This window comes from Streptomyces sp. NPDC059092 (assembly GCF_042756365.1).
Taxonomy (GTDB): domain Bacteria; phylum Actinomycetota; class Actinomycetes; order Streptomycetales; family Streptomycetaceae; genus Streptomyces.
In genome coordinates, this window is record NZ_JBHZEJ010000048.1 from 35181 (window position 1) to 58131 (window position 22951).

The 22951-nt window shown below is 71.7% G+C and carries 23 protein-coding genes; 7 read left to right on the top strand and 16 right to left on the bottom strand.

The window, feature by feature from the left end; all coding sequences use genetic code 11:
• Positions 1-85 precede the first annotated feature (85 nt).
• The gene (locus ACFXPL_RS24920) at positions 86-1399 is read right to left on the bottom strand and encodes an NlpC/P60 family protein (RefSeq protein WP_384923586.1); all 1314 of its coding nucleotides are present in this window, start codon (positions 1397-1399) and stop codon (positions 86-88) included.
• Between the two features lie 412 nt (positions 1400-1811).
• On the opposite strand from ACFXPL_RS24920, the gene haaT reads away from it, so the two are divergent.
• The 4 genes from haaT to haaN all read left to right on the top strand — a co-directional run bounded on the left by haaT (position 1812) and on the right by haaN (position 6666).
• Complete coding sequence (gene haaT / locus ACFXPL_RS24925; RefSeq protein ID WP_384923589.1) at positions 1812-4583, top strand: cyclophane-containing RiPP biosynthesis TPR protein HaaT; 2772 nt, start codon at positions 1812-1814, stop codon at positions 4581-4583.
• Between the two features lie 157 nt (positions 4584-4740).
• The gene (gene haaA, locus ACFXPL_RS24930; RefSeq protein WP_384923592.1) at positions 4741-4932 is read left to right on the top strand and encodes a HaaA family cyclophane-containing RiPP peptide; all 192 of its coding nucleotides are present in this window, start codon (positions 4741-4743) and stop codon (positions 4930-4932) included.
• A gap of 13 nt (positions 4933-4945) precedes the next feature.
• Positions 4946-6109, top strand: a complete 1164-nt coding sequence (locus ACFXPL_RS24935) for an FxsB family cyclophane-forming radical SAM/SPASM peptide maturase (RefSeq protein WP_384923595.1) — start codon at positions 4946-4948, stop codon at positions 6107-6109.
• Between the two features lie 83 nt (positions 6110-6192).
• Positions 6193-6666 (top strand): cyclophane-containing RiPP N-acetyltransferase HaaN, encoded by a 474-nt coding sequence (gene haaN / locus ACFXPL_RS24940; protein ID WP_384923598.1) that lies wholly within the window; start codon positions 6193-6195, stop codon positions 6664-6666.
• Positions 6667-6735: 69 nt separating this feature from the next.
• Here the strand turns inward: haaN and ACFXPL_RS24945 are convergent, their stop codons facing one another.
• The 3 genes from ACFXPL_RS24945 to ACFXPL_RS24955 are packed head-to-tail and all read right to left on the bottom strand — an operon-like array spanning position 6736 to position 8095.
• Complete coding sequence (locus tag ACFXPL_RS24945; protein ID WP_384923601.1) at positions 6736-7020, bottom strand: hypothetical protein; 285 nt, start codon at positions 7018-7020, stop codon at positions 6736-6738.
• Positions 7021-7031: 11 nt separating this feature from the next.
• Positions 7032-7226: a DUF397 domain-containing protein gene (locus ACFXPL_RS24950; protein ID WP_384923604.1), complete on the bottom strand. Its 195-nt coding sequence runs from the start codon at positions 7224-7226 to the stop codon at positions 7032-7034.
• Between the two features lie 14 nt (positions 7227-7240).
• Complete coding sequence (locus tag ACFXPL_RS24955) at positions 7241-8095, bottom strand: helix-turn-helix domain-containing protein (RefSeq protein WP_384923607.1); 855 nt, start codon at positions 8093-8095, stop codon at positions 7241-7243.
• Between the two features lie 176 nt (positions 8096-8271).
• Here ACFXPL_RS24955 and ACFXPL_RS24960 point away from each other — a divergent pair, with 176 nt between their 5' ends.
• The gene (locus tag ACFXPL_RS24960; protein WP_384923610.1) at positions 8272-8595 is read left to right on the top strand and encodes a hypothetical protein; all 324 of its coding nucleotides are present in this window, start codon (positions 8272-8274) and stop codon (positions 8593-8595) included.
• 602 nt (positions 8596-9197) lie between these two features.
• On the opposite strand, the gene ACFXPL_RS24965 is transcribed toward ACFXPL_RS24960, so the two are convergent.
• From ACFXPL_RS24965 to ACFXPL_RS24980, 4 genes are all read right to left on the bottom strand, one after another.
• The gene (locus ACFXPL_RS24965; protein ID WP_384923613.1) at positions 9198-9596 is read right to left on the bottom strand and encodes a nuclear transport factor 2 family protein; all 399 of its coding nucleotides are present in this window, start codon (positions 9594-9596) and stop codon (positions 9198-9200) included.
• Between the two features lie 178 nt (positions 9597-9774).
• Positions 9775-10257: a winged helix-turn-helix transcriptional regulator gene (locus tag ACFXPL_RS24970; RefSeq protein ID WP_384923616.1), complete on the bottom strand. Its 483-nt coding sequence runs from the start codon at positions 10255-10257 to the stop codon at positions 9775-9777.
• 96 nt (positions 10258-10353) lie between these two features.
• Positions 10354-11325, bottom strand: a complete 972-nt coding sequence (locus tag ACFXPL_RS24975) for a diiron oxygenase (protein WP_384923619.1) — start codon at positions 11323-11325, stop codon at positions 10354-10356.
• A gap of 123 nt (positions 11326-11448) precedes the next feature.
• Positions 11449-12423: an alpha/beta fold hydrolase gene (locus tag ACFXPL_RS24980; protein ID WP_384923622.1), complete on the bottom strand. Its 975-nt coding sequence runs from the start codon at positions 12421-12423 to the stop codon at positions 11449-11451.
• Positions 12424-12539: 116 nt separating this feature from the next.
• Between ACFXPL_RS24980 and ACFXPL_RS24985 the strand changes: the two genes are divergently transcribed.
• Complete coding sequence (locus ACFXPL_RS24985) at positions 12540-13439, top strand: ADP-ribosylglycohydrolase family protein (protein ID WP_384923625.1); 900 nt, start codon at positions 12540-12542, stop codon at positions 13437-13439.
• Here ACFXPL_RS24985 and ACFXPL_RS24990 read toward each other — a convergent pair.
• From ACFXPL_RS24990 to ACFXPL_RS25020, 7 genes are all read right to left on the bottom strand, one after another.
• Positions 13357-14589, bottom strand: a complete 1233-nt coding sequence (locus ACFXPL_RS24990) for an amidase family protein (RefSeq protein ID WP_384923628.1) — start codon at positions 14587-14589, stop codon at positions 13357-13359. The genes ACFXPL_RS24985 and ACFXPL_RS24990 overlap by 83 nt on opposite strands.
• A gap of 267 nt (positions 14590-14856) precedes the next feature.
• Complete coding sequence (locus ACFXPL_RS24995) at positions 14857-16314, bottom strand: penicillin-binding transpeptidase domain-containing protein (protein WP_384923630.1); 1458 nt, start codon at positions 16312-16314, stop codon at positions 14857-14859.
• On the bottom strand, positions 16311-17732 hold the full coding sequence (locus ACFXPL_RS25000) for an FtsW/RodA/SpoVE family cell cycle protein (protein ID WP_384923633.1): 1422 nt from the start codon (positions 17730-17732) through the stop codon (positions 16311-16313). Before ACFXPL_RS25000 ends, ACFXPL_RS24995 begins: the two co-directional genes overlap by 4 nt.
• An 81-nt stretch (positions 17733-17813) precedes the next feature.
• Positions 17814-18275, bottom strand: a complete 462-nt coding sequence (locus tag ACFXPL_RS25005; protein WP_384923636.1) for an SH3 domain-containing protein — start codon at positions 18273-18275, stop codon at positions 17814-17816.
• A gap of 163 nt (positions 18276-18438) precedes the next feature.
• Entirely contained in the window at positions 18439-19725 is a 1287-nt protein-coding gene (locus ACFXPL_RS25010; RefSeq protein WP_384923639.1) for a histidine kinase dimerization/phospho-acceptor domain-containing protein, read from the bottom strand.
• A complete protein-coding gene (locus ACFXPL_RS25015; RefSeq protein WP_384923642.1) occupies positions 19722-20633 on the bottom strand; it encodes a hypothetical protein in 912 nt (303 codons plus the stop codon). Before ACFXPL_RS25015 ends, ACFXPL_RS25010 begins: the two co-directional genes overlap by 4 nt.
• A 54-nt stretch (positions 20634-20687) precedes the next feature.
• Positions 20688-21056, bottom strand: coding sequence for a zinc-ribbon domain-containing protein (locus ACFXPL_RS25020; RefSeq protein ID WP_384923645.1), 369 nt, complete (start codon positions 21054-21056; stop codon positions 20688-20690).
• 153 nt (positions 21057-21209) lie between these two features.
• Between ACFXPL_RS25020 and ACFXPL_RS25025 the strand changes: the two genes are divergently transcribed.
• On the top strand, positions 21210-22040 hold the full coding sequence (locus ACFXPL_RS25025) for a nuclease-related domain-containing protein (protein WP_384923648.1): 831 nt from the start codon (positions 21210-21212) through the stop codon (positions 22038-22040).
• Here ACFXPL_RS25025 and ligD read toward each other — a convergent pair.
• Positions 22037-22930, bottom strand: coding sequence for a non-homologous end-joining DNA ligase (ligD, locus tag ACFXPL_RS25030; RefSeq protein ID WP_384923651.1), 894 nt, complete (start codon positions 22928-22930; stop codon positions 22037-22039). The genes ACFXPL_RS25025 and ligD overlap by 4 nt on opposite strands.
• Between the last annotated feature and the right edge of the window lie 21 nt (positions 22931-22951).

A 22951-nucleotide genomic window follows, 5' to 3' on the forward strand; every position in this document is an offset into this window, starting at 1 on the left:
CCTCGCCCGGCTCGCGGAACGGTGCGGGGACATGGCCGACCCGCCGCCCACGGAACTCGACCGCCTCGTCGAGCGGGGCCGGCCCTCAGCTCTCCCCGAACCCGGTGTCGGACCCCTCCGTCGCGCCCTCCGGCAGGAGCGGCGGGACGTACGCGCCCGGAGCCAGGGCGGCGCCGCCCGGATCGGGGCGTACGGCGCCCAGCAGGGGGTTCGCGGCGATGGGGGAGACCTTGACGTGGGCCCCGGGGCGCGGTGCCTGGATCACCATGCCGTCGCCCAGGTAGATCGCGACATGCGTGGCCTCCGGGAAGTAGACCACCAGGTCGCCGGGGCGCAGCTCGCGCAGCGGGATCCGGGGGAGGTCGCGCCACTGCTCCTGGCTGGTACGGGGGATGGCGAGCCCGGCGTGCGCCCAGGCCTGCGAGGTGAGCCCCGAGCAGTCGTACGTACCGGGCCCCTCCGCGCCCCACTCGTACGGCTTGCCGATCTGCGCGGCGGCGAACTCCACCGCCCGGCCGCCCGCCGCGGACGGCGTCCCGCTCGATGCCGCCGGGGCCCCGGGGGCCCCCGGGACCCCAGCGGCTCCTGCCGCGCCGACGGTGTCCCCGAGGGCGCCGGAGCCGATCAGTTCGCGCTGGGCCCGCTCCGTACCTGACTTCTCCAGCGCGGCGATCGAGGCGATCTCCGTACCGCTGAGGGAGGCGAGCAGCCTCTCGACCTGCCGGAGCCGGGAACCGACCGTGTCGCGCTGCGTCTTCTGCCGCGCCACGAGCTGCTGCTGGCGGTCGAGGGCCGTACGGGACGCGCTCGCGAGCGCGTCGGCGCGCTGCTCGCCGGTCGTCAGCCCCCGCATCGTACGGGCCCGGGAGCGCGCCACCCGCTCCAGCAGATGGCCGTCGTCCAGGATGTGCCCCGCGTCGGGGGAGAGGAGCAGCCGCAGATAGTCGGAGAGGTCGGACTGCCCCTGATACTGCTGACGCGCCAACCGCCCCGCGTCCCCCCGGCTCCGCTCCAGCGCGGTCCTGGTACGCGCCAGATCGGCGGCCAGCTTCCTGGCCTCCACGCGCTGCCGGATCAGCTCGACCTCGGTGGCGTTGTACGCCTCGGTCGCCTGCTCGGTCTGCCGGTAGAGAAGCTGGAGCCGCCCGAGCAGCCCGGACACGGTGGTGGGAGGCGCACCGAGGGCGCCCGAGGCTGTGGTCGAAGCGCTGGATGCCGACGGTACGGGAGAGGGCAGGGGCGCGGGCGAGGGCGCGGGCGTGGGCGCGGGCGTGGGCGCGGCCACGGGCGCCACCACGGGTGGGGGCTCCGGCGTGGCGTACGTGGGGGCCACCGCGGTCAGGACGGTCACGGTGGCCAGTGCGGCCGTACAGACGGATCGCAGCAGTTTTCCTGACACGCCATCACCTCTGGTCGCTGGACGAGGAGTCCAGTACTAGAAGATGACAAGGCGTCAGATGATTCGAAGAGCCCACTAATAGGCGACCTGGCGCAACGACATCACCCCTGCGGGGCGCCGTCACCGACAGTGGGCGGTCCGTGTGCTGCCGCTCCGTGCTGAGCGGTGCGGAAGGAGCCGTGACGCCCGCGCGAGCGGGTGCCCAGCACGGTTTTCTCGTCGATCGAGAGCGCTGTTGCGCAAAAAATCCTCATGGGTGCGTTGAGGAATGACGTTCGAATCGCCCGGAGACGACCTTGACCAGTTTCATGAAGGCTGGTCCGCTTGAGAAGTTGTGGTGGAAGCCGATTTCGGGGGTGGCCTGCGTGCCAAAAGCGGATCTGCGTGCTGTGGTCCGGCTGAAGGGACGCGCATGAGGATACGGCGTGGGGCAGTGATCCCCGTCGTTGCTGGTTGCGGGGCGGCGACCACGATGCTTGTGGGTCTGGTCACGAACTCCGCTTCGTCGCAGTCCCACTGGCCTTCCTGGCTGGGCTGGCTGCAGGCGCGCCCCTGGTTGTCGTTCGTCGTGCTCGGGGTGGTCACGGCCGGGCTGACGGCGATACTTGCCGCGTTGGACGACAGTCCTGCGACGGGCCGGGATCCGGACCCGACGGTGCGCCCGGACGACGGGGCGGGGCCACCCGGCGCCGCACTGGTGCTCCGTTCGCTGCCGCGCGACGCCACAGAGTTCACGGACCGGTCCGCCGAACTGGAGTCGTTGGTGAGTTCGGTGCGTGCCTCCCAAGAGAATCAGGAAGCCCTGCCCGTCCACGTGATCGACGGGATGCCCGGCGTCGGGAAGACGACCTTCGCCGTACACGCGGGCCACGTGCTCTCCGAGCGGTTCCCCGACGGGCAGCTCTTCGTGAACCTGAATGGGCATACGACAGGTCGTAGCCCGGTGCAGGCGACCGAGGCGCTGGCGTCGCTCCTCACAGCCGCCGGCGTTCCCGCGCAGCAGATCCCCGTCGGCGACGACACGGGCGCGGTCGCGGAGGCGCGGGCTGTCATGTGGCGGAGCCGGCTCGCGGGCAGGAAAGTGCTCCTCATCCTCGACAACGCGGCCAGTTACCGGCAGTTCGAGCCTCTGCTTCCTGGTGGGAGCGACTGTCTTGTGCTCGTGACCAGTCGCAAGCGGCTGGCGGTGCATGAAGAAGTGGTGATGCCCGTGGAGGCGCTGCCGCCGGATCACGCGGTCGACCTGTTCATACGGCTCAGTGGCCGGTCGGCGGACCGGCTCGACCAGGATGTGCTCGGGGAACTGGTCCGACTGTGCGGGTACCTGCCGCTGGGGGTTTCGTTGCTCGCGGCACGGCTGCGGCATCATCCGTCCTGGAGCGCCGAGGACCTGTGCGAGCGCCTGGTGGCGGCCCGCGACCGACTGGGAGAGCTGCGGGCCGGTGAGCGTGCGGTCGCCGCGACGTTCGAACTCTCCTACCGGGACCTTGCTCCTGAGCGCCGGCGATTCTTCCGGAGCCTTGGGTTCCACCCGGGAACGGACCTTGATGTGTATGTCGGGGCCGTGCTGGACGCGGTCTCGACGGCGGTGGCCCGTCAGCGGCTCGACGCGCTCTACGACGCCCACCTGATCGATGAATACCCGGGGGGCCGCTACCGGTTTCACGATCTCTTACGCGACTACGCCCGCGGTCTCGCTGACGAAGGGGACAGCTTGGACCACGTACAGGCCGTTCAGCGCGTGTGCACCTACTACCTGGTCGCTCTCGCCGTCGCGAACGGGCACATCGTCCGTGACGGCGCGGGTGTGCCGCCTCCGCCGGACGGCACAGCGCAGGTGGAGGCGCCAGCCATGGAGTCGCGAACGGCAGCTCTGAGCTGGCTGGAGAACGAACGGCCCAACGTGTTGAGCTGTATCCGGGAAGCGAACGGGCTTGCCCTGCATGACCTCGTCATTCGCCTTGCCGCGGCGATGGCTCCCTTCCTGCGGCAGGCCGGGCCCTGGGACCAGGCCGTCGGGCTCCACCGGACCGCCGCCGACGCCGCTCGGCATACCGGCGATCAGCGGGCGCTGGCCGGCGCGCTGACCGAACTCGGCGTCGTACGGCGCTTTATGGCCGCCTACCCCGAGGCGACCGAAGCCTTGAACGAGGCGGTTGAGCGGTACGAAGCCGCCGGCGACCCGGGTGGCAAGGCGGGCGCCCTCAACCAGGTGGGCATCGTCCGCTATCTGACCGCGGACAACGACGCCGCGGCCCGGGCCCAGACTGAGGCTCTTGCCCTCTACCGTGGGCTCGGAGACCGGCACGGGCAGGCCAACTCCCTCGCGGACCTCGGCATGGTGCGTCGGCAGACGAGCCGGTTCGACGCGTCCGTCGAGGCACAGTCCGAAGCGCTGACCATCTACCGTGAGCTCGGCGACCGGTACGGTGAGGCCAACTCCCTGCGGGACCTCGGCATCGTGCACTGCCTCATGGGCGAGTACGGCCTGGCCGCTCGGCGACAGCGCGAAGCGTTCGACATCTACCAGGAGTTGGACGACCGGGTCCATCAGGCCTACGCACTCAACGAGTTGGGCGTGGTGCGGAGACTCACCGGTGATCTCGAAGGTGCCCGTGAGGTCCATGCTCAGGCACTGGAGCACTACAGCGATCTCGGCGACCGTTTCGGCCGCGTGAACAGCATGCGCCACCTCGGGGTGCTGGACCGTCTGTCCGGGGACGCTCGGGCGGCTGTCCGTGTACTGGAGGAGGCTCTGGAGGAGTATCGCGATCTCGGCAGTCGTGGAGGCGAAGCCGTCGCGCTGAGCGAACTGGGCGTTGCCCGCCGTCTCGTCGGCGAACGGAGCAGTGCTGTCGAGGTGTTCCGGCAGAGTCTGGAGATCCTGCGTGAACTGGGCGACCGCTGCGGCGAGTCCGAGGTTCTGAACCACTGGGGAGCATTACTGCGCGCGTCCGGTGATCCGATCGCGGGGCGTGAGCGGTTCGAGCAGGCGCTGGGGCTTGCCCGGGACATCCGCTGTCCGTTGGAGGAGGCCCGGGCGCTGGAGGGCATCGGCCGCTGCGACAGGGGGACCGGCGATCCGGCCCAGGCGGCAGGGTCGTTGCGCGAGGCGGCCTCTGTGTACCGGAGGTTGGGTGTGTGCGCGACGGCCGACGACATCGAGCGGCTCTTGGCGTTGTAGACGGAATGCGTGGGGCTCATGGCCGGATCGGATATGTCGCGGTGAGTGGCGAAGCTGCTACGTTGCGAGCTGACCTGTCGCTGAGACAGCCACCGTGCCGTGACGGCGCCGGTGTCGGCCCCCGGGTACGTCCGTCACACATCACGAGGAGCGTTGAATGCCGTCACGCACATCCGACCCCGCACCGCAGGCCCCGGCTGGCACCGGGGAGGAGTCCGAGCAGGACATGGTGGTCCTGGAACGCGTCGCCGCCCGCGTACGGCAGCGGCAGACCGCCGAACGCACCGCCGCGAACCGTGTCGGTGACGGCGCCCACGCTGCCTCGCTCATCTGGCCCTGGCCTCTCTGAGCGCTCTCGCTCGATGAGACCGCGCGAAGGCGTCGCCCCTTTCCGGACGTTCATCCTCAAAGTCGCCAACCGGTGCAACATCGACTGCGACTACTGCTTCGTCTTCAACTCCAAGGACCAGTCGGCGCGGCACCTGCCGGCGCGGATGAAACTGGACACGGCCCGAGCGGCGGCCCGCCGGATCGGCGCTCATGTCACGGCGCACGGTCTGCCCGCCGTCCATGTCGTCCTGCACGGCGGTGAGCCGCTGCTCACCGGTGTCCGGCACATGGCCGGTCTGCTGGACGCCGTCCGGGACGGGATTCCGGACGGTACGGAGATCCACTTCGAGCTCCAGACCAACGCCACGCTCCTCTCCGAACCATGGCTGGACCTCTTCGCGCGGTACGAGGTGGCCGTGGGCGTCAGTCTCGACGGGCCGACCGGCGCGAATGACCTGCACCGGCTGACCCACGCCGGGCGTTCGAGTGCCGCCGCCACCCTGCGCGGCATCGCACTCCTGCGGTCCCGGCCGCACCTGTTCGCGGGACTGCTCGCCGTCGTCGACCTGGCCAACGACCCGGTGGAGGTCCACGACTACCTGGCCTCCTTCGACCCGCCGGTGATCGACTTCGGGCTCCCGCACGGGACCCATGACGACCCGCCGCACCGCTACGACCCGAGCGTGCCGGAGTACGGCGTGTGGATGAGCAGGGTCTACGACGCCTGGCTCGCCCGTCCCGAGTACCGGCACAGCGTCCGGATGCTGGAGGACATCGTGGCGCTCAGTTCCGGCGTGCGTGGCTCGGTGGAGACGCTCGGCCTGGCCCCGCCGACGAGCGTCGTCGTCGAGTCCGACGGCACCATCGAGGGCGTGGACACCCTGCGGTCCGTCGAGAAGGGTGCCTCCTGGCTCGGGCTCGACGTCTTCCACCAGTCCTTCGACGAGGCCCTTCGCCATCCGAAGCTCATGCATCGGCAGTACGGCAGGGCTGCGCTCGCCGAACAGTGCCGCCGCTGTCCGCTGGTGGACGTCTGTGGTGGCGGCTATCTCCCCCATCGCTTCAGCTCCGACCGTGCCTACGTGAACCCCTCCGTCTACTGTGCTGACCTGGAGTACCTGATCCGGCACGTCCAGAGCTCCCTGCGACGCAGCGGATGGGACGACATCTACACGTCGGCCGTACCGCCTCCGTAGCCAAGTCGTACTCGACGACGGGAACGCGTGGGGGAGCGAGCGGGCCAAGTGACCGAGACGGTTGAGGGAAACGGGAGATGCCGATGAGCGTGACCATCAGGCCCGCCGACAAGCGGGACATCACGGCCGTGGCCGAGCTGATCGAGGAGATCGAGCGGTTCTACGGGTCGACGGAGATCCAGCCGTTCGAGGAACGCCGGGCCCAGGTGGAGGAGGCCCTCTTCGGCTCCCCGCCGCTGGCGTCGGCGCTCCTGGTCGAGGACGAGGCCGGTGACATCGCCGGCCTCGCCTCCTACTCGTTCCTCTGGCCCAGTGCCGGTTCCACACACTCCCTCTTCCTCAAGGAGCTCTACGTCCGCGACTCCCTCCGCCGACAGGGCGTCGGCGCCCGTGTCATGGACGAACTCCGGGCCGTCGCCGCCGCGCGTCCCGGGTGCAGCCGCGTCGAGTGGATGACGGATCGCGCCAATCCTGGTGCGCGGGCTTTCTACCAGTCCCTCGGGTTCGCGGAGTTCGACGGGAAGATCGTGTACCGGGTCGACACCGGTACGACCTGATCCCACCCGGCGCTCGGTTCACGCCCCCGGTGACAACGCGGAACAGGACGTTCAGTGGGCCGGGGGATCTCACTGCGGTGGCGTAGAGCCTCCCGGCTTCGACCACGGCCACCTCGGGCCCCGTTCGCCGCGTCCCTCGGGGACGTACACGTACTTCCAGCCGCGCTGGATCCCGAGCCGTTTGGTGTACCCGGCGGGCTCGCGCAGGTACGCGTACACGGTGGGCGCGCCGCCGTCGGCGGCGGGTACGGGGACCTCGTACCACTTCGGGGGATTCCCGGTCGGGCCGGTCAGCACGGGCAGGACGCGCCCGTCGAGGGGGCCACCGGTGAAGGGGGTGTTTTCGCTTCTCACGGGTCCCAGTCTCAGACGAAGTGGTCGAAGTCTCCGGCTTTGACGCCGCGCATGAAGGCGTGGAGCTTTTCGGGGGTGGTGCTGACGATGACGTCGGGGTCGTCGCTCTCTACGAGCTTGACTGTGCCGTCGGGGGCGGCGGCCAGGTGGACGCAGCCGTTCGCCGATCCGCTGTACGAGGATTTCTGCCAGTGGAGGGCGGACATGTGCCTTCCCTTTCTTACAGCTCTGCTGCGATGCGGCTGATCAGGTCCCTGGAGTCTGTTGGGTCGAGGGTACAACTCGCAATGCGGTCCAGAATGGCTCGGTATCTCGCCAGCTGAGGCTGTGCATCGAGGAACACGGCTCCGTGGTCGGCGTCGAGCTGAACCGTGTCCAGGGCCGGGACCGATCCGGTCATGTAGTAGATGCCGGTTCCGGCGCTCGGGAAGGTGCCGGCGCCGAAGGGCATGACCAGGATGGTGACGTGGTCCAGTTCGCTTACTTCGAGAAGGTGCTTGAGCTGTGCGCGGGCCACGTCGGGGCCGCCGAACCCCATGCGCAGAGCGGCTTCGTGGAGCATTGCCGTCACGGGTTTCGGATTCTCTTCGTACAGTGCGACCTGCCGCTTGATCCGGAACGAGACCCGGTGTTCCACCTCGTGGGGTGCGTACGGCGGCACGACATCGTTGATGACGGCGTGGGCATGGGCTCTGGTCTGGAGCAGCCCGGGCAAGTGGCCCACGGATGAGGTCCGCATCGACGTGGTGTGGTGTTCGAGTTCGGCCAGGTCGATGGCGTCGGGCGGAAGCAGAGTTCGGTACTCGTCCCACCAGCCGCGTGTCCTGCCGCCGGTCATCTCGGTCAGCGCCTTGATGTACGCCTCGTCGGTACAGCTATAGCTACGGGCCATTGCCCGGACCCGATCCGCGCCCACTGCGTAAGTGCCGGCCTCGACGCTGCTGACGCGTGGCTGGGACGTGCCGTGGAGTGCGCCGGCCTGAGTCGCGGACAGGTCCACCGACTCGCGGAGTCTGCGCAGTTCAGCGCCGAGACGTCGTTGGCGAATCGTTGGCGGGACGCTCTTCCGTGGCATGGGTTCCCTTTCTCATTCGGGTGTATCCCGTTGGAATGACGGCATGCATCCTATCCCTCGGGCGTACGGCGTGAAGCACGCCACAGCAAGTGGCCACGCCTCAAGGCGCCTTCACTCCGCCATGCCCTGCCGCGTCTCGGTGGGGCGGCAGGGTGTGTCTACCGAAGGGGATCGTCATGACCGTATCGCCGCAGGACTCCGCCCTGAACTCGTTCGATTACGAGCAGGAGTTGTACGCACTCGTGCGCGACACCGCGCCCCGGCTCTTCGCCGTGGTGGTGGAGTACCGGGACGGGGAGGGCGAGTGGGACCGGGACGCCGCCGTCGTCGCCTGGGGGTTGGCGCACGAGGGTGGCGGGGCCGAGGTCACGCGGGTGGGCGGTGGTGGGCAGTTGCGGCTTGCCGCGCCGGAGAATGTGGCCCGATACTTCGGGCGGGGGGACGGGTGCGCGTCCCGGGTGGTGTGGCTCGGGCCGGAGGTGGGCGCCCCGGCGGCCTGAGTGAGGGGCCGGAGGCGGTTCGGGCCCCGGTCGGACGGGGTGTGGCGGGGGTTCGGGAGCCGGTCGGGGTGGGGTCCGGATCGGCTGCGCGCCGCGGGGCCGCCCCTCCCTGATCCGATGGTCGCGGCTCCAGGGTGTGCGTCAAGGGCGCTCCTGCGTCGCGTCGGCTTCGCCGATTCCGCTCCGCTCCACCCTGGACACCCACCCCTGCGCCGCTGGAACAGGCGGTGGGAGGGGCGGCCGGGGGAGGGGTTCCCTGGGGGACTCCCTTGTGCTTCCGGTCGGTTCCAGGCCGCCGGGCCGGTTGGCCCTGCGGGGCGCGCGGTCGTGGTGTGGGGTAGCTGGGCTCTCGTCGAGCGTCCGTCGACCGGGAGTGGTCGGGCCCCATGCCCCGCTGGTCACTCGCCGTGGACGGGGGCGGTGGTGGGTAAGGGGGGCGAGGGGCGGTGCCGGATGCTGATCAGGGGTCTCCCCGCCCGCAAGACGCGGGGTATGCCCCAATTCGCCCGAGCCGTTTGGGGGCTGGAGGCCTCACGATCCGTTGGTGTGTACGGCCGGCGCATCGAGGCGGGACTCCGGGTGCGCACGTCCCTGTGCGGGGGTCACATCACCGCGTCGGTCTGTAGCGGGCCTGCGGTGACGCGCAGTTCGCGGACGCGGATCGTCTCCTCGTCGGCGAGGTAGAAGATGTGCATGAACGGGGCGCGCACCACGCGGTCGGGTTCGGTTTTCTTGGCCATGGTGGCCTCTCCGCGCAGCAGGCGGACGCCGTCGCCCGCGGCCCAGAATTCCATGATCTCGTGGGTGATGATCAGCGGTTCGTCGATCTTGACGAAGAACGCCTTGATGGCCTCGACGCCGTGGATGTGGGCGGTGCCGAAGAACATGTCGGTGTCCTCGGTCAGCGGCGCGAAGCCTTCGTCGAACTCCAATGTGTCGATGGCGTCCATGAACTTCAGGGCCCACTCGGGCACGGTCGCCGCTTGTGCTGTGTTTGTCATCGTCATCGTCTCCAGATCAGGCTGTGGCGCGCGGGGCGGCAAGGCGGGTAGTGCTAGTAGCGTAACGCTACTAGTTTCACATTGCCACCAGTGGCGGGCTCGCTGGTCCGGCTCGGAGTGAGTGCTCGGGGAGTCTGTGGGCCGGGCTCGCCCGTGCTGTGGAAATTTCTGTGCCACCTCAGCCGCTCGTGGGGGGCGTCCGGCCGACGCTGCCCTCCTGGGTGGGCAGGGGGCGCAGGGTCGGGGCCTCCACCGGCTCGTGGCAGCTGCTGCACGCGAGGTACGGATGGGTCAGGTTGCCGCACGCCGTGTGCATCAGCGGGTGACGCGTGGAGTCTCCGTCGGTCGCGTGGGCCTCGGCCCAGCGCGTGATCGCCACGATGGCGGGGACGACGAGTTCGCGGGCGCTGTCGGTGAGCTGGTACTCGTACCACGGTTTGTCTGTCCGGTAGGGGTGCTTGGAGAGCAGGCCCAGCTCCGTCAGGCTGGTCAGTCGCGCGGTGAGGATGTTCGCCGAAATGCCGAGCGCTCGTTTGAGTTCTCCGAATCGACTCACCCCGAAGAACACCTCTCGCAGGATCTGGTAGTTCCAGCGCTCCGAGATGGCGCTCAGGAACTCCTGCCCATGCTGGAAGGTGACGTGGTCCGTCCGGTCGGACACGACTTCTCCTCTCCGGTGACCCTGTGGTGTGAAATCAGGACTAGTCCTGAAATGCTACCACCCTCCGGCTGGGCCCCGCGCTGCTCGCCTCCTGGTTCAGGCCAGGAGGCCCGACGACTGCCACAGCTTGCGGCCCGGGCCGCGTAGGACGCCTATGTCGTCCAGGAAGTCCGTCAGTCGCTTCGCGCCCGACTGCATGACCTCCCTTCGGTGTCCGCTCGCCCTGACCTGGGCGACGGCCGCGCGCTGGTCGAGGCCGACGTTCGCGTACACCTGCGGGTTGACGAAGCAGACCGAGAAGACCCGGGCCGCCTGGCCGCAGTTGAGCCGGGTGAACTCCTGCTCCCAGCGCGGCGCGGTCACCATCTGGCGGCGCAACTCCTCCCGTGCGTACCGCACATGGCGCGCCTCCTCGATGACGTGGATGCGGGTCACCCCGCGTACGAGGGGCTGGATCCGCTCGTCAGGGAAGGTCAGCCGCTGCATCCAGTCGAGGATTTCCTCGCCGAGGAGTGTGGCCGCGAAGGATCCCGGGGTGGTGGAGACCGTCTTCAGGACGCGCGCCATGTTGTGGTACCGGCCCGGTACGGGGTAGGCGGGCGCCCCGCCCTTCTGGATCAGCCTCGCGAACATCATCGAGTGCCGGCACTCGTCCGCGATCTCGGTGAGCGCGTACCGGACGTGGTTGCTGGTCACGGGCTTGTCGTAGATGTGCCTGACCAGGAGCTGCATCAGGATGATCTCGAACCAGATGCCGAGGGAGGCGAGTGACGCGGCCTCGTGCCGGGCCAGCTCCATCCGCCGTTCCTCGGGCATCGTGTGCCACAGGGGCGTGTCGTAGAGGGAGACCAGCTCCGGCGGCCAGTACCACTTGCCGTCTTCGGGCGGTGCCTCCCAGTCGAGTTCCTTGTCGGGGTCGAAGGAGTGCTTGGCGGAGGCTTCGAGGAGCCGTTCCGCGACCTGCTCGCGGTCGCGGAGCGGGCCGAGTGCGTCGCGGAGGAGGCGCAGGTCGCTGTCGGACGCGGGTGACGCGGGTGGCGTGGGGGGCAGGGGGGTCGCTGGTGTCATGGCGGGACTGCACCTCACGATCGCGGCTGACGTCCGACCGGTGTTACCGGCGGTTACCTCTTATGAGACTACCTGTCAGTAAGGGCGTCAATCCCTCCGCGTCGATCCCTCGGCGCCATTCCCTCAGAGGGAGCCGGTGAAGGCGAGCAGCAGCGCGGCCACGGCCTCCGGCTCCTCCAGCAGCATCGCGTGCGTCGCGTCGATGTCCTCGACGCGGGTGGGGTGCGTACGCTCCTCCGCCAGTGCCGCGAGGTCCCCGTCCAGGCCCTTCGTGTGGGAGGCCGTCAGCTCCTCGAACCACTCCATCCCCGGCGTCGGGGGCTGCGGGCGCCGCCCCCGTACACAGAGCACCGGGCACGGGACGCCGCGCGCCAGCGCGAACAGGTCCAGGGTGTCGAGTGCGTCGAACGTCTCCAGCGCCGTCTCCCGCAGGGGCAGCGTCTGGAAGCCGCCGTCGGGCAGTGCGCGCACCGAGGCGCGGACGGTCGTCTCGGCGCGGTCGGACGGGATGCCGAAAGTCCCCGCGTACGCCACCTGTTGCTCCACGTACCCGGCGGGCGCGATCTGGCCGGCGGCCGACCGCACCAGACCGCCGATCCGTTCGAGCCCGGCGCTGACGGCCGCCGGGTCGAGGCCCGGGTACCGCGCGTGGCGGCTCCACCAGAAGCCGTCGAGGTTCACGGCGCCCGGAGCGGAGCCCGGAGCGGAGCCCGGAGCGGAGCCGGGAGCGGCGCCCGGAGCGGAGCCGCCGACCGGGCCGCCAGTGGCGCCCGGTACCGCGAGGTGCAGGGCGATCATGCCGCCGAGGGAGTGCCCCACGGGCAGGGCGCCGAGGAGGCCGTACGCGGCCACGGTCCGCCGGACCGCGTCGGCGGCTGTCGTGAACGACCAGGGGGAGACGCCCAGTTCACCGGCGTCCGGGGAGCGTCCGTGTCCCGGCAGGTCGACGGCGAGCACCCGGTGGTGCGGTACGAGCAGCGGCGCGACGGCGTCCCAGTCGGCGAGCGAGCGGCCCGCGCCGTGCAGCAGGACGAGCGGCTGTCCTTCGCCGCCGTGGTCATGGGCGTGGAGGAGCGAGGGGGAAGAGGAAGTGGGCATGCGGTTCAAGGTAGTTCGGGCCCCGGGCCATGAGATCGTCCGCCGGGACGACGCGATCGGGGCCTCCGCGGCCCCATCATGAATAGAGGCGCGAAGGAACGGCGTCGCGCGGCACCATGGTGCGTATGACCGCCCGACGTACAGGTGTTGACCGTGAAGCCGCCCGCCGCAGCCTTGAAGGGCTCGCCCTGGGCGACGCCTTCGGCGAACGCTGGTTCCCCCTCTTCCGTGACCACGGTCGCGCGGACGAGGAGATCAAGGCCCGCGTCACGCCGAGGGAGTTGGAGTGGCCCTGGACGGACGACACCGCCATGGCCCTCGCCCTCCACCGGGTCCTGGACGAACACGGCGCCGTCGAACAGGACCGGCTGGCATCGGCGTTCGCCCTCACGTACGAGGTCGACCCGGGCCGCGGTTACGGCCACGGCATGCACATGCTGCTGCCCGCCCTGCTCGACCGGCCGCAGGAGTGGCGCACGCTGGCCCCCGGCCTCTTCGACGGCGGCAGCCTCGGCAACGGCGCGGCGATGCGGGTGGCCCCGCTCGGCGCCCGGTTCGCGGACGACCTCGCCCAGGTGGCGCGTCAGGCCACCCTGTCCGCCGAGGTCACCCACGCCCACCCGCAGGGCATCGCGGGTGCGGTGGCGGTCGCCGTCGCGGCGGCGCTTTCCGTACGGTCCGAACTCACCGTCGCGGCCGTCGCCCGCGCCACCCCGGAGGGTCCGGTACGGGACGGCCTGACGCGCGCGGCGGAGCTGCCCTTCACCACCGCGCCCCGGGAGGCGGCGGAGCTCCTCGGCAGCGGCCGGCGTATCCGCGCCGACGACACCGTCCCCTTCGCGGTCTGGACGGCGGCCCGCCACCGCGACGACCTGACGGCCGCGCTCTGGTCCACGGCGGAGGGCTTCGGCGACACCGACACGACCTGCGCCATCACGGGCGGCATCGTCGCGGCCCGTACGGGGACGGGTTCGGTGCCGGCGCCGTGGCGGGAGCGGCGCGAGCCGCTGCCGTAGCCGGTGCCGTGGCTCCGCAGAGCGGTGCCGCCTCGGCCGCGACGGCGATGTCGAGGAGCACGGCCTCCGTCCCGCGCTCCGTGACCAGTTGCAGCCCCACCGGGCAGCCGTCCGCCGTGAACCCCGCGGGGATGCTGGCCGCAGGATGACCGCTCACGTTGAACGCCCAGGTCAGCGAGGTGGAGTACAGCTCACCCGGGCCCTCGTGGCCGTGCGGGCGGTTCGGGGTGGCCGGGGTGAGCAGCAGCGGCGTACGGGCGAACAGGGAGTCGAGCCGCCGGTCGTTCTCCGCCCGCACCTCCGCCGCCCGTACCGCTGCCGCCTGTTCCCCCTGCACGTCCGGCCGCGCACCGCCCCGTATCGCCTTCCACGTCTCGCACGGGTCGAGCAGCGTGAACGGGCGCCGACGCCGGTCGAGCCGTATCACCCCCGCCGCCTCCAGCCGGTCCACGGCCGCCCGCACCACCGCGGCGACCTGCGGGTCCACGTCGGCGAAGCCCAGATCCGCCGCGTACACGGCCGGCACGGGCAAGGGGACCGGCGCCGCCTCCGCGTGGTCGTCCAGGACCCACCGCAGATACCGCCGGGCCTGCGCCGCCGTCCGCGCGAGCAGGCCCGCCGAGGCCAGCCCCGTACGGTCGGGGGAGGGCAGCAGGCCGTTCGTCGTCTTCAGCCCGAAGACCCCGCACCACGCCGCCGGTATCCGGACGGAACCGGCGCCGTCGCTCCCCGTCGCCAGCGGCACCATGCCCGCCGCGACCGCCACGGCGGAACCGGCCGAGGAGCCGCCGGGGGTACGGTCCGCGCGGTACGGGTTGACCGTACGGCCGTGCCGGCCCTGCCCCCAGGTCTGCCAGTACGTACCCGGCCCCGGCACCGCCGTCGAGCCGACCGGCACGGCGCCCGCCGCGATCAGCCGCCCCGCCGCGTACGACCGGATCCCGGTCGGCCCCTTCACCGCGAACGGCGTCCCCGCGAGCGGCAGTTCGGGGTCCACCCGGGCGGCCCGTTCCCGGGCCTCCTCGCCCCATACGTCGAGGAAGGCGTGCAACGCGGGGTCGCGCCGCCCGATCCGCGCCAGCGATTCCGCCACCGATACCACCGGCTCCACCGGTACCACGGGCTCCACCGGCTCCAGTGCCGCGCTCATGAGTCCCCCCATCTCCCGTTCCAGTCTCCGCGAGAACGGGGCCTGGGGTCTTTCGTTTGGATCTGGCCGGGTCAGGGAGCGGGGTCTGGTGCCGTGGATCGCAAGGCGGAGGAGGGAGGCGACGCGGGAGCGGATGGGGTCTCCCCTGGTCGAGCGAAGCCGAGACCTTGGGGATGAGTGACGACAACGCCGCGAGGCGCGGCCCGCCGCGTCAGCGGCTGATGTCACCGCGGGCGCGCGAGCCCGGCAAGATCCAAACGAGAGGCCCTAGTCTCGCAGCGCCGCCTCCATCACCGCCCGTGCGATCGGCGCCGCGTCGCCGCCGCCGCTGATGTCCGTCCGGTTCGCCTCCGCGTCCTCCACGACCACCGCCACGGCGACCGCCGGCCGGCCCGAAGTGCCCGACTGCGCCCAGGCGATGAACCAGGCGTACGGCGTACCGGTGTTCTCCACGCCGTGCTGCGCCGTCCCCGTCTTCCCGCCGACCGTCGCCCCGTCGATCGCCGCGTTCGACCCCGTGCCGTCCTCCACCGTGTCGATCATCATCGTCCGCAGCCGCTGGGCCGTGAGCGGGTTCATCGCACGGGCGTACGAGCGCTGTCCCGTACGGGAGACGATGTCGCCGTCCGAGGTGAGCGTCCGGTCCACCAGGTACGGGTACTTGAGGTCGCCGCCGTTCGCGACCGCCGACGCGACCATCGCCATCTGGAGCGGCGTGGCCCGGGTGTCGAACTGCCCGATCGACGACAGCGCGAGCTGGTCTTCGCTCATCGGGGTGTCGAAGTTCGAGGCGGCGACCCCGGAAGGGATCCTGATCCCGGTGTCGTTGAAGCCGAACTTCCGCGCCGTGGCGAGCATTGCGGACTGCCCGGTCCGCACCCCGAGCCCGGCCATCACCGTGTTGCAGGACCACTGGATCGCGTATGCGAGGGACGCCCGGTCGCACCCCTCCGCCTCGTTGGGGAGCGTGGTGCCCGTGCCCGGCAGGACGTACGGCTCCGCGATGCCGGTCGGCGCGTCGGGGTCCGTGACCGTCCCGGAGTCCAGCGCTGCCGCCGCCGTGACGATCTTGAAGGTGGAGCCCGGCGGATAGGTCCCCCGGATGGCCCGGTTGAGCATCGGCTGCGCGCTCCCGCCGGTCAGCCGGGTCCACGCGTCCGTCACCCCCTGCCCCGTGCCGGAGAGCGCCCCCGGGTCGTACGACGGGCTGCTGACCAGCGCCAGGATCCGTCCGCTGAACGGCTCGACCGCCGCGACCGCGCCCCGCCGCCCCGCGAGCCCTTCGTACGCCGCGCGCTGCGTCGACGCCTTCACCGTGGTCGCGACATCGCCGCCCGGCTGCCGGCCGCGGGTGATGTCGTTCCAGAAGGGGAACGGGGCGAGCATCGGGCTCGTACCGGAGAGGACGGGGTCCTCGGCGTTCTCCAGGAGCGTCGTCCCGTACGTCTGGGAGGCGTAGCCGGTGACGGGCGCGTACAGCGGGCCGTGGAGGTACGTGCGTTCGTAGCGCAGGTGCTGCCCCGAGTCGCGGGAGCCGGTGACGGTCCGTCCGTCGACGAGGATGTCGCCGCGCTTCTGGGAGTAACGGGCCACGGTGTCACGGCGGTTGGCGGGGTTGTGGTCGAGGGAGTCGGCGTCGACGACCTGGATCCTGGCCGCGTTGACGAGCAGCGCGGCCAGGAGGAGGAGGAAGAAGCCGGCGGTCCACCGGATGCAGCGGGTCATCGCGGTCCTTCGAAGGCCGTGTCCGGGGGTACGGGGCTACCCGGGCCCGGGTCCGGGCCCGGGTCCGAAGTCGGTGCCGGCGGGGCCGGTGCCGGCTCCGGGGCCGGGGTACGGGCCGAGTCGCTGAGCCGCATCAGCAGCGCGATGATGATCCAGTTGGTGACGACCGACGAGCCGCCCTGCGCCAGGAACGGCATCGCCATCCCCGTCAGCGGGATCAGCCCCATCACCCCGCCCGCGATGACGAAGACCTGGAGGCCCAGGATCGAGGAGAGGCCGATGGCGAGCAGACGGCCGAACGGGTCGCGCAGCCCGAGTCCGGTGCGGAAGCCGCGGGCCACGAGCAGCGCGTACAGCAGGAAGAGGGCCGTCAGCCCGACCAGCCCCAGCTCCTCGCCCGCCGTCGCCAGGATGAAGTCCGACTTGGCGGCGAAGCCGATCAGGATGGACCGGCCGAGCCCGAGCCCGGTACCGAACATCCCGCCCGCGGCGAACGCGAAGAGCGACTGGGCGAGCTGCCCCGGGCCCTGACCGGCGGCGATGGAGGCGAACGGGTGGAGCCAGTCCTGTACGCGGCTGTGGACGTGCGGTTCGAGCGAGCCGACGGCGTAGGCGCCGACCGCGGCGAGCAGCAGCCCGGCCGCGATCCAGCCGGTGCGCCCGGTCGCGACGTACAGCATCACCACGAACAGCCCGAAGAAGAGCAGCGAGGTGCCCAGGTCCCGTTCGAGGACGAGGACCAGGACACTCAGCAGCCAGATCGCCACCAGCGGGCCGAGGACCCGCCCCATGGGCAACTGGAACCTCCGGCCGGTGTACGTCAGGGCGTTGCGGTTGGCGGCGAGATACGCGGCGAAGAAGACGGCGAGCAGGATCTTCGCGAACTCGCCGGGCTGGAAGGAGAATCCCCCGAACCTGATCCAGATCTTGGCCCCGTTCACGGCGGGGAACGCGATCGGCACGACCAGCAGGAAGAGCGCGGTGGCGACGGCGAGGTACGCGTACCGCGCCAGCACCCGGTGGTCGCGCAGGAACACGACGGCGGCGATGAACAGCGCCACGCCCAGCGTCGACCAGACGAGTTGGGTGGGCGCGGCCCGGTCGTCCGGGGTCTCCAGGTCGAGCCGGTAGATCAGGACGAGGCCGAGCCCGTTGAGCAGCACGGCGATGGGGAGCAGCAGCGGATCCGCGTACGGGGCCCGCAGGCGGACCGCGAGGTGCGCGAGGAGCGCGAGCACGGCGAGGCCGGCGCCGTAGCCGAGCGCGTCCGGGGGGACGGCGTGGTCCTTGCCGAGGCCGACGGCGACGTAGCCGAAGACGGAGATGAGGACGGCGCAGAGGAGGAGGGAGAGTTCGACGCCGCGGCGCTTGGGGAGACGTGGCTCGGGCGGCGGAGTGTCCGCCCTCGTTGCGGTCATGCCTCGCAACGTAGCAAGGCGGCGCGCCTTATGTCCGTTTATGCGGAGTCGCGAGGGCACGCCGCCTTCAGGGGCGGTCCGTCAGCACCAGTGCGGGATCTCGTCGAGGCTGCGGATGTAGCGGGCGGACGCCCACGCGTAGCTGCCGTCGGCGAGGAGGTACCAGTGGTCGTTGCCGTCCACGGACCCGCCCTCCACCTTGCAGAAGATCCGCACGATGGCGCCGTAGGGCAGCTCGCCGATGTCCCGGCTCGCGCGGGTCGGCTTGTCCCGGAGGATGAGCCCGGTCCGGGCGACGACCTCGCCCCGGTACCGGCCGGGGACCGCGAGGGAGGGGGCGGCGGCGGATGCGGCGGCGGATGCGTCGGCGGGGGCCGCGCCGGTGGCCGCCGTCCCGGTGTGCGGCGCCGTTCCGTTGGCCGGCGTCCCGTCATCGGCCGTTCGCGCGGCGGCGGGTGCGACGGCGGCGGTGGCGAGGGTCGCGGCGGTGACGGTGGCGACGACGAGAGCGGCGGCGGTGCGGCCGAGGGAACGCGGGGACATGTGACTCCTTGAACCTGATCGAACGGATCGGACCTGACCTGACCTGATCGGGCCTGAAGGGTGAGGAGCCGGTGTTTCCGGCAGGTGGCTCGTGCTCGTGCGATCACGCTAGGGCCGCCGCCCGGGGCCCGCAATACGGTACGAACCGTCAGGAAACCTCGGATCAAGGGGCGGCGGGCGGCGGTACGTACACGGGTAGCGCGATCCGCGCCAGCGCGCCGCCCTCCGGAGCGTTACGGAAGACCAGCTCGGCCCCGATCACCGCGGCCTGCCCGATGGCGATGGTCAGCCCGAGGCCGTGACCGACGTCGCTGCCCTCCGTACGGAAGCGCTGCGGCCCGTGCTCCAGCAGATAGGCCGGATAGCCCGCGCCATGGTCGCGTACGGTCACGACCGGGCCGTCCACGGTCAGTACCACCGGGGCGCGCCCGTGCCGGTGCGCGTTGGCGACGAGGTTGCCGAGGACCCGCTCCAGCCGCCGCCGGTCCGTCTCGACGGAGGCGTCGCCGACGACCCGTACCTCCGTGGTCCCGGGCACGGCGTGCGCCGACGCCCGGACCACCCCCTCGGCCAGCGGCGCCAGCGCGTGGACCGCCAGGTCGACCGTCTCCGTACGGGCGTCGAGGCGCGAGATCTCCAGCAGGTCCTCGGTCAGCGTCCGCATCGCGCGGACCCGGTCCCGCACCAGCTCGGTGGGCCGGCCCTCGGGCAGCAGTTCGGCGGCGGCCGAGAGCCCGGTCAGCGGCGTCCGCAGCTCGTGCGCCACATCGGCGGTGAAACGCTGTTCGCTCAGCAGCTTCGCCTGGAGCGTGGCGGCCATGGCGTCCAGCGCGCCGGAGACCGTGGCGACCTCGTCCCGGGCGCGCGGGAAGCCGGCCGGCGCGCCGCTTCGCGTACGGGCGTCGTTGACGCGCGCGTCCAGGTCACCGGCGCTGATCCGCCGCGCCACCCGCGCCGTGAGGTGCAGCCGCCGCGTCACCCGGGTGACGGCGAACGCGCCGACGAGGAGCGTCGCGCCGATCGCCAGCACGGACGAGCCGAGGATGGACCGGTCCAGGTGGGTGATGGTGGACCGGCTGAGGGAGTAGTCGACCCGGGCGACGAGCGCGTGACCGTCGGCGGGCCCGGCGGCCCACATGGTGGGCCGGCCGCGGAAGTCGGCGACCATCGTGCCGCGCCGCCCGTGTGCGGCGAGCGCGCGCAGCGGCTCCGGCAGACCGGGCGTGTCCACCCCGGCGAACCGGGGGAGCGGGCGGCCCGCCTCGTAGGCCCGGGCGACGTCGGTCAGCCGGGAGAGCGCCTTCGTGCGGGCGGAGCCGACGGTCTGGCGGGTGACGGAGACATGGACGAGGACCCCGAGGAGCGCGGCGAGCGCGCAGCACATCACCGAGATGAAGACGGCGGACTTCCAGGCGAGCGTGGCGGTCCAGGCGGGCGGCCGGAGCCTCATGGGGCCGCCGGGTGAGCGGGCGTCACCGGGGGCGTGGCGCCGGGGCCGGGCGCGGGCCTCACCGGGAGCCGGGATTCCGGGCCGGGGTCCGGCGTCACCATGGCACCGGATCCCGGACCGGCCGTGGGTGGCGCACTCCTGGCACGCGGTACGGCGGAGGGGTGGCGCGCCGGGCCGGAACGACCCTCGCCGTCCGCCGGGTCGGGGATGATCTCGTCGCGGGTCGGCAGCATCGTCCCCTGCCGGTGGTCCCATGACCAGGTGGTGCGGTACGCGTACCCCGGGAGATCGCCCGCGACCACCCGCAGGATCAGCTCGTGGCCCGCCAGTTCGACGCCCGTGACCGGGCCGGAGGTGGACATGATCCGGGTCAGTCCGCCGTTCTCGGCCAGGTAGCAGCGGACGGACAGCTGCCGGCCGGGGAGCCGGACGCCGACGATCAGCTCGCTCCGGCCGTCGCCGGTCAGGTCACGGCGGTACGCCTGGAGGACCGGACAGGAGGCGGGCTCTCCGAGGCCCTGCCCGCCCCTTTCGCAGTGCGCGAGCGCGGCGGACGTGGCGCGGGGGAGCCCGTCGGGCCCGAGGTCGTCGGCGGGCCGGCCGGCGGTCTCCGCGCGGACGACGGCGACCGGGTCCAGGGCGTCGACGGAGCCGTGCGCGACCTCGATGCCGGGGACGCGCCGCCGGTCGCTCTCCCCCAGGTCGAGGGGCGGCGGGGAGACGGAGGGCAGGCCAGGCCAGAGGGTGACGGGTCCGACGGCGGCGGGGGTGGCGCCCGCGCTCCTCAGGCCGCTCTCGTCACCGCACGCGCAGAGGGTGAGGGCCAGCGCGGCGGTCGCGGCCAGCGCTCGGCCGACGGCGACGGCGACGGTGGCTCCGGTGACTCCGGTGACGCGACGAGGGGGCACGGCGCTCCTGGAACGATCAGTCGTTCCATCACCTTATGGGGCGAAAGCTCTGTTTCACCGCTGATAAGGATTCCCCTGCCCGGAAGGTCCCGGCTGGCCCGGCTGTCCGTACGGTCCGGGCTGCTGCGGCTGCCCGTACGCCGGGGCGCCGCCGGGCTGCCCGTACTGCGGGGCCCCGGCGCTGTGCGCCGCGCTCTGGGCGAGGAGCTGGTCGGCCTGTTCCTTGGAGATCTGCTGCTCCACGCCGCAGAACGTGCACTGTGTCGCGAACTTGGTGGAGAACGGGAACAGTGGGACGAAGAAGAGCGTGAACTTGGTGACGCGCTTCCTGAGCGTGTGCGCCGAGGGGTTCCCGCAGTGGCCGCAGACCAGCGTCAGTATCGCCAGTTGATAGAGGTACCCCTTGGTGCCAAAGATGATCATGCGTCGACTCCTTGTCCGGGAATGGCCGAGAGCGTTCGAGGAGAGTGTGCCGTATGCCACCGACATCGGGCAGTCCCGGCCGACAGCGGGCGTCCGGCGCTCTTGCCGGGGCGGCCCGGCGGCTGTTCCCATGGTGCCGGGGATGGGGGCGGCATGACACGCTTACGCGTCACACCGGGGTACCGGCGCGGCCGGGACCGGCTGTACGTCAGCAGACGGGACGGCACGGCCGTCGCCTGGTACGACAAGGCCACCGGCCGGGTCAACCTGCTCACCGGCGCGGGCCGCGACGACGTACTGGCCGCGCTGGCGCCGTACCTCGCGGGCGAGGTGACCGTGGGACCGGCCCCGGTACCGACCCCCGCCGAACTCGACCGGCTCTCGCTCCACCCTGACGACGACCTGGCGCCCAACCGTCCGGGCGAGGCGCTGCACGCCGTACTGGACCACGAGGAACCCGCCCCGGGACGGGCCCTCCCGCTCCTCCCCGAGGCGTGGCGCCGCCGGGACCCCCGCCGCGCGGAACTGGCGGCCCAGCAGATCCTCGGCGCGGCGCTCGACGCCCTGGAGGACGCGGGCTGGCGGGTCCTCCACTCGATCCCGCTGCCGGGCGCCGCCCGTATCGACCACCTGGCGATCGGCCCGGCGGGCGTCCTGACCGTACGGACCCTCGCGGCCGGCGGTCGCCGCGTCCGGGTCGACGACCCCCTGGTCACCACGGGGCGCGGCGAACCGCTGCCGCACCTGCGCCGGGCCCGCCGCGACGCGGAACGCGCGTCGCTCGCGCTGGCGACGGCCGTACGCCCCGTACTGGCCCTGGTCGAGGCGCACCCGCGTGCCGCCCTGCCGGCCCCACCGGACGTACGGATCCTGCGCGAGACGGACGTCCCGGCGCTGGCGTCGCTCGGCGGCGTACTGAAACCGGCGGACATCGAGGCGCTGTACGCGACGGCGAGAAACCGCCACACCTGGCACCGCGCCTAGACCGCGCGCGGCAGCGCCCCGGCGCCCTCCCCGGCGGCGAGCGGCCCGAGCAGGTCCCCGTACCGCTCCAGACGGGCGGCGATGTCGTCCAGCCGGAAGACCAGCTCCGAAGCGGCCGTGCACCGCTCCACCTCTTCCCAGGTCAGCGGCGTGGACACGGTCGGCTCCCGGCGCGCCCGCAGGGTGTAGGGCGCCGCCGTCGTCTTCGCGGCGGCGTTCTGGCTGTGGTCGACGAAGACCTTCCCCGGCCGCAGCGAACGCCTCATCCGGTGCACCACCAGCCCCGGCAGCGCGGCCTCGGCCTCGACGGCGAGGCCCTTCGCGTACGCGGAGACCTCCGCCGAGGGCGTCCGTACCAGCGGTACGAGGACATGGAGCCCTTTCGAGCCCGAGGTCTTCACGTACGCGGCGAGTCCGTCGTCCCGCAGCCGTCCGCGCAGCCAGAGCGCCACCGCGCAGCACTCGACCGAGGTCGCGGGCGCCCCGGGGTCGAGGTCGAACATCAGCCGGTCGGCGCGTTCGGGCGCCTCGGCCCGCCACTGGTGCGTATGGAACTCCACGACCAGGTTCGCCGCCCACATCAGCGCCGCCAGGCCCTCCACCACCACCTGTTTCCCGGTGTCGGCCGTTCTGCGGGGTACGGAGGCGACCCGCACCCAGGAGGGGGTGCCGGGCGGCGGGTTCTTGGTGAAGAAGAGCTGCCCGTCAGGACCGTCCGGATAGCGGAGGAAGGAGACGGGGCGGTCGCTGAGATGGGCCAGCAGGGGGGCCGCCGTACGGGCGTAATAGTGCAGGACCTCGCCCTTGGTGGTGCCGGTGGCGGCGTACAGGACCTTGTCCAGATTGCTCAGCGCCAGGCGCCGCCCCTCCACCTCGGTGACAGGCGTCATAAGATGAGAATCCCATACATT

Excerpts from the sequence above, each read along its gene's own strand:
- haaT (WP_384923589.1), top strand. The coding sequence starts at position 1,812 with ATGAGGATACGGCGTGGGGCAGTGATCCCCGTCGTTGCTGGTTGCGGG.
- haaA (WP_384923592.1), top strand. The coding sequence starts at position 4,741 with ATGCCGTCACGCACATCCGACCCCGCACCGCAGGCCCCGGCTGGCACC.
- ACFXPL_RS24935 (WP_384923595.1), top strand. The coding sequence starts at position 4,946 with ATGAGACCGCGCGAAGGCGTCGCCCCTTTCCGGACGTTCATCCTCAAA.
- haaN (WP_384923598.1), top strand. The coding sequence starts at position 6,193 with ATGAGCGTGACCATCAGGCCCGCCGACAAGCGGGACATCACGGCCGTG.
- ACFXPL_RS24950 (WP_384923604.1), bottom strand. The coding sequence starts at position 7,226 with ATGTCCGCCCTCCACTGGCAGAAATCCTCGTACAGCGGATCGGCGAAC.
- ACFXPL_RS24955 (WP_384923607.1), bottom strand. The coding sequence starts at position 8,095 with ATGCCACGGAAGAGCGTCCCGCCAACGATTCGCCAACGACGTCTCGGC.
- ACFXPL_RS24960 (WP_384923610.1), top strand. The coding sequence starts at position 8,272 with ATGACCGTATCGCCGCAGGACTCCGCCCTGAACTCGTTCGATTACGAG.
- ACFXPL_RS24965 (WP_384923613.1), bottom strand. The coding sequence starts at position 9,596 with ATGACAAACACAGCACAAGCGGCGACCGTGCCCGAGTGGGCCCTGAAG.
- ACFXPL_RS24975 (WP_384923619.1), bottom strand. The coding sequence starts at position 11,325 with ATGACACCAGCGACCCCCCTGCCCCCCACGCCACCCGCGTCACCCGCG.
- ACFXPL_RS24980 (WP_384923622.1), bottom strand. The coding sequence starts at position 12,423 with ATGCCCACTTCCTCTTCCCCCTCGCTCCTCCACGCCCATGACCACGGC.
- ACFXPL_RS24985 (WP_384923625.1), top strand. The coding sequence starts at position 12,540 with ATGGTGCGTATGACCGCCCGACGTACAGGTGTTGACCGTGAAGCCGCC.
- ACFXPL_RS24990 (WP_384923628.1), bottom strand. The coding sequence starts at position 14,589 with ATGAGCGCGGCACTGGAGCCGGTGGAGCCCGTGGTACCGGTGGAGCCG.
- ACFXPL_RS24995 (WP_384923630.1), bottom strand. The coding sequence starts at position 16,314 with ATGACCCGCTGCATCCGGTGGACCGCCGGCTTCTTCCTCCTCCTCCTG.
- ACFXPL_RS25000 (WP_384923633.1), bottom strand. The coding sequence starts at position 17,732 with ATGACCGCAACGAGGGCGGACACTCCGCCGCCCGAGCCACGTCTCCCC.
- ACFXPL_RS25005 (WP_384923636.1), bottom strand. The coding sequence starts at position 18,275 with ATGTCCCCGCGTTCCCTCGGCCGCACCGCCGCCGCTCTCGTCGTCGCC.
- ACFXPL_RS25010 (WP_384923639.1), bottom strand. The coding sequence starts at position 19,725 with ATGAGGCTCCGGCCGCCCGCCTGGACCGCCACGCTCGCCTGGAAGTCC.
- ACFXPL_RS25020 (WP_384923645.1), bottom strand. The coding sequence starts at position 21,056 with ATGATCATCTTTGGCACCAAGGGGTACCTCTATCAACTGGCGATACTG.
- ACFXPL_RS25025 (WP_384923648.1), top strand. The coding sequence starts at position 21,210 with ATGACACGCTTACGCGTCACACCGGGGTACCGGCGCGGCCGGGACCGG.
- ligD (WP_384923651.1), bottom strand. The coding sequence starts at position 22,930 with ATGACGCCTGTCACCGAGGTGGAGGGGCGGCGCCTGGCGCTGAGCAAT.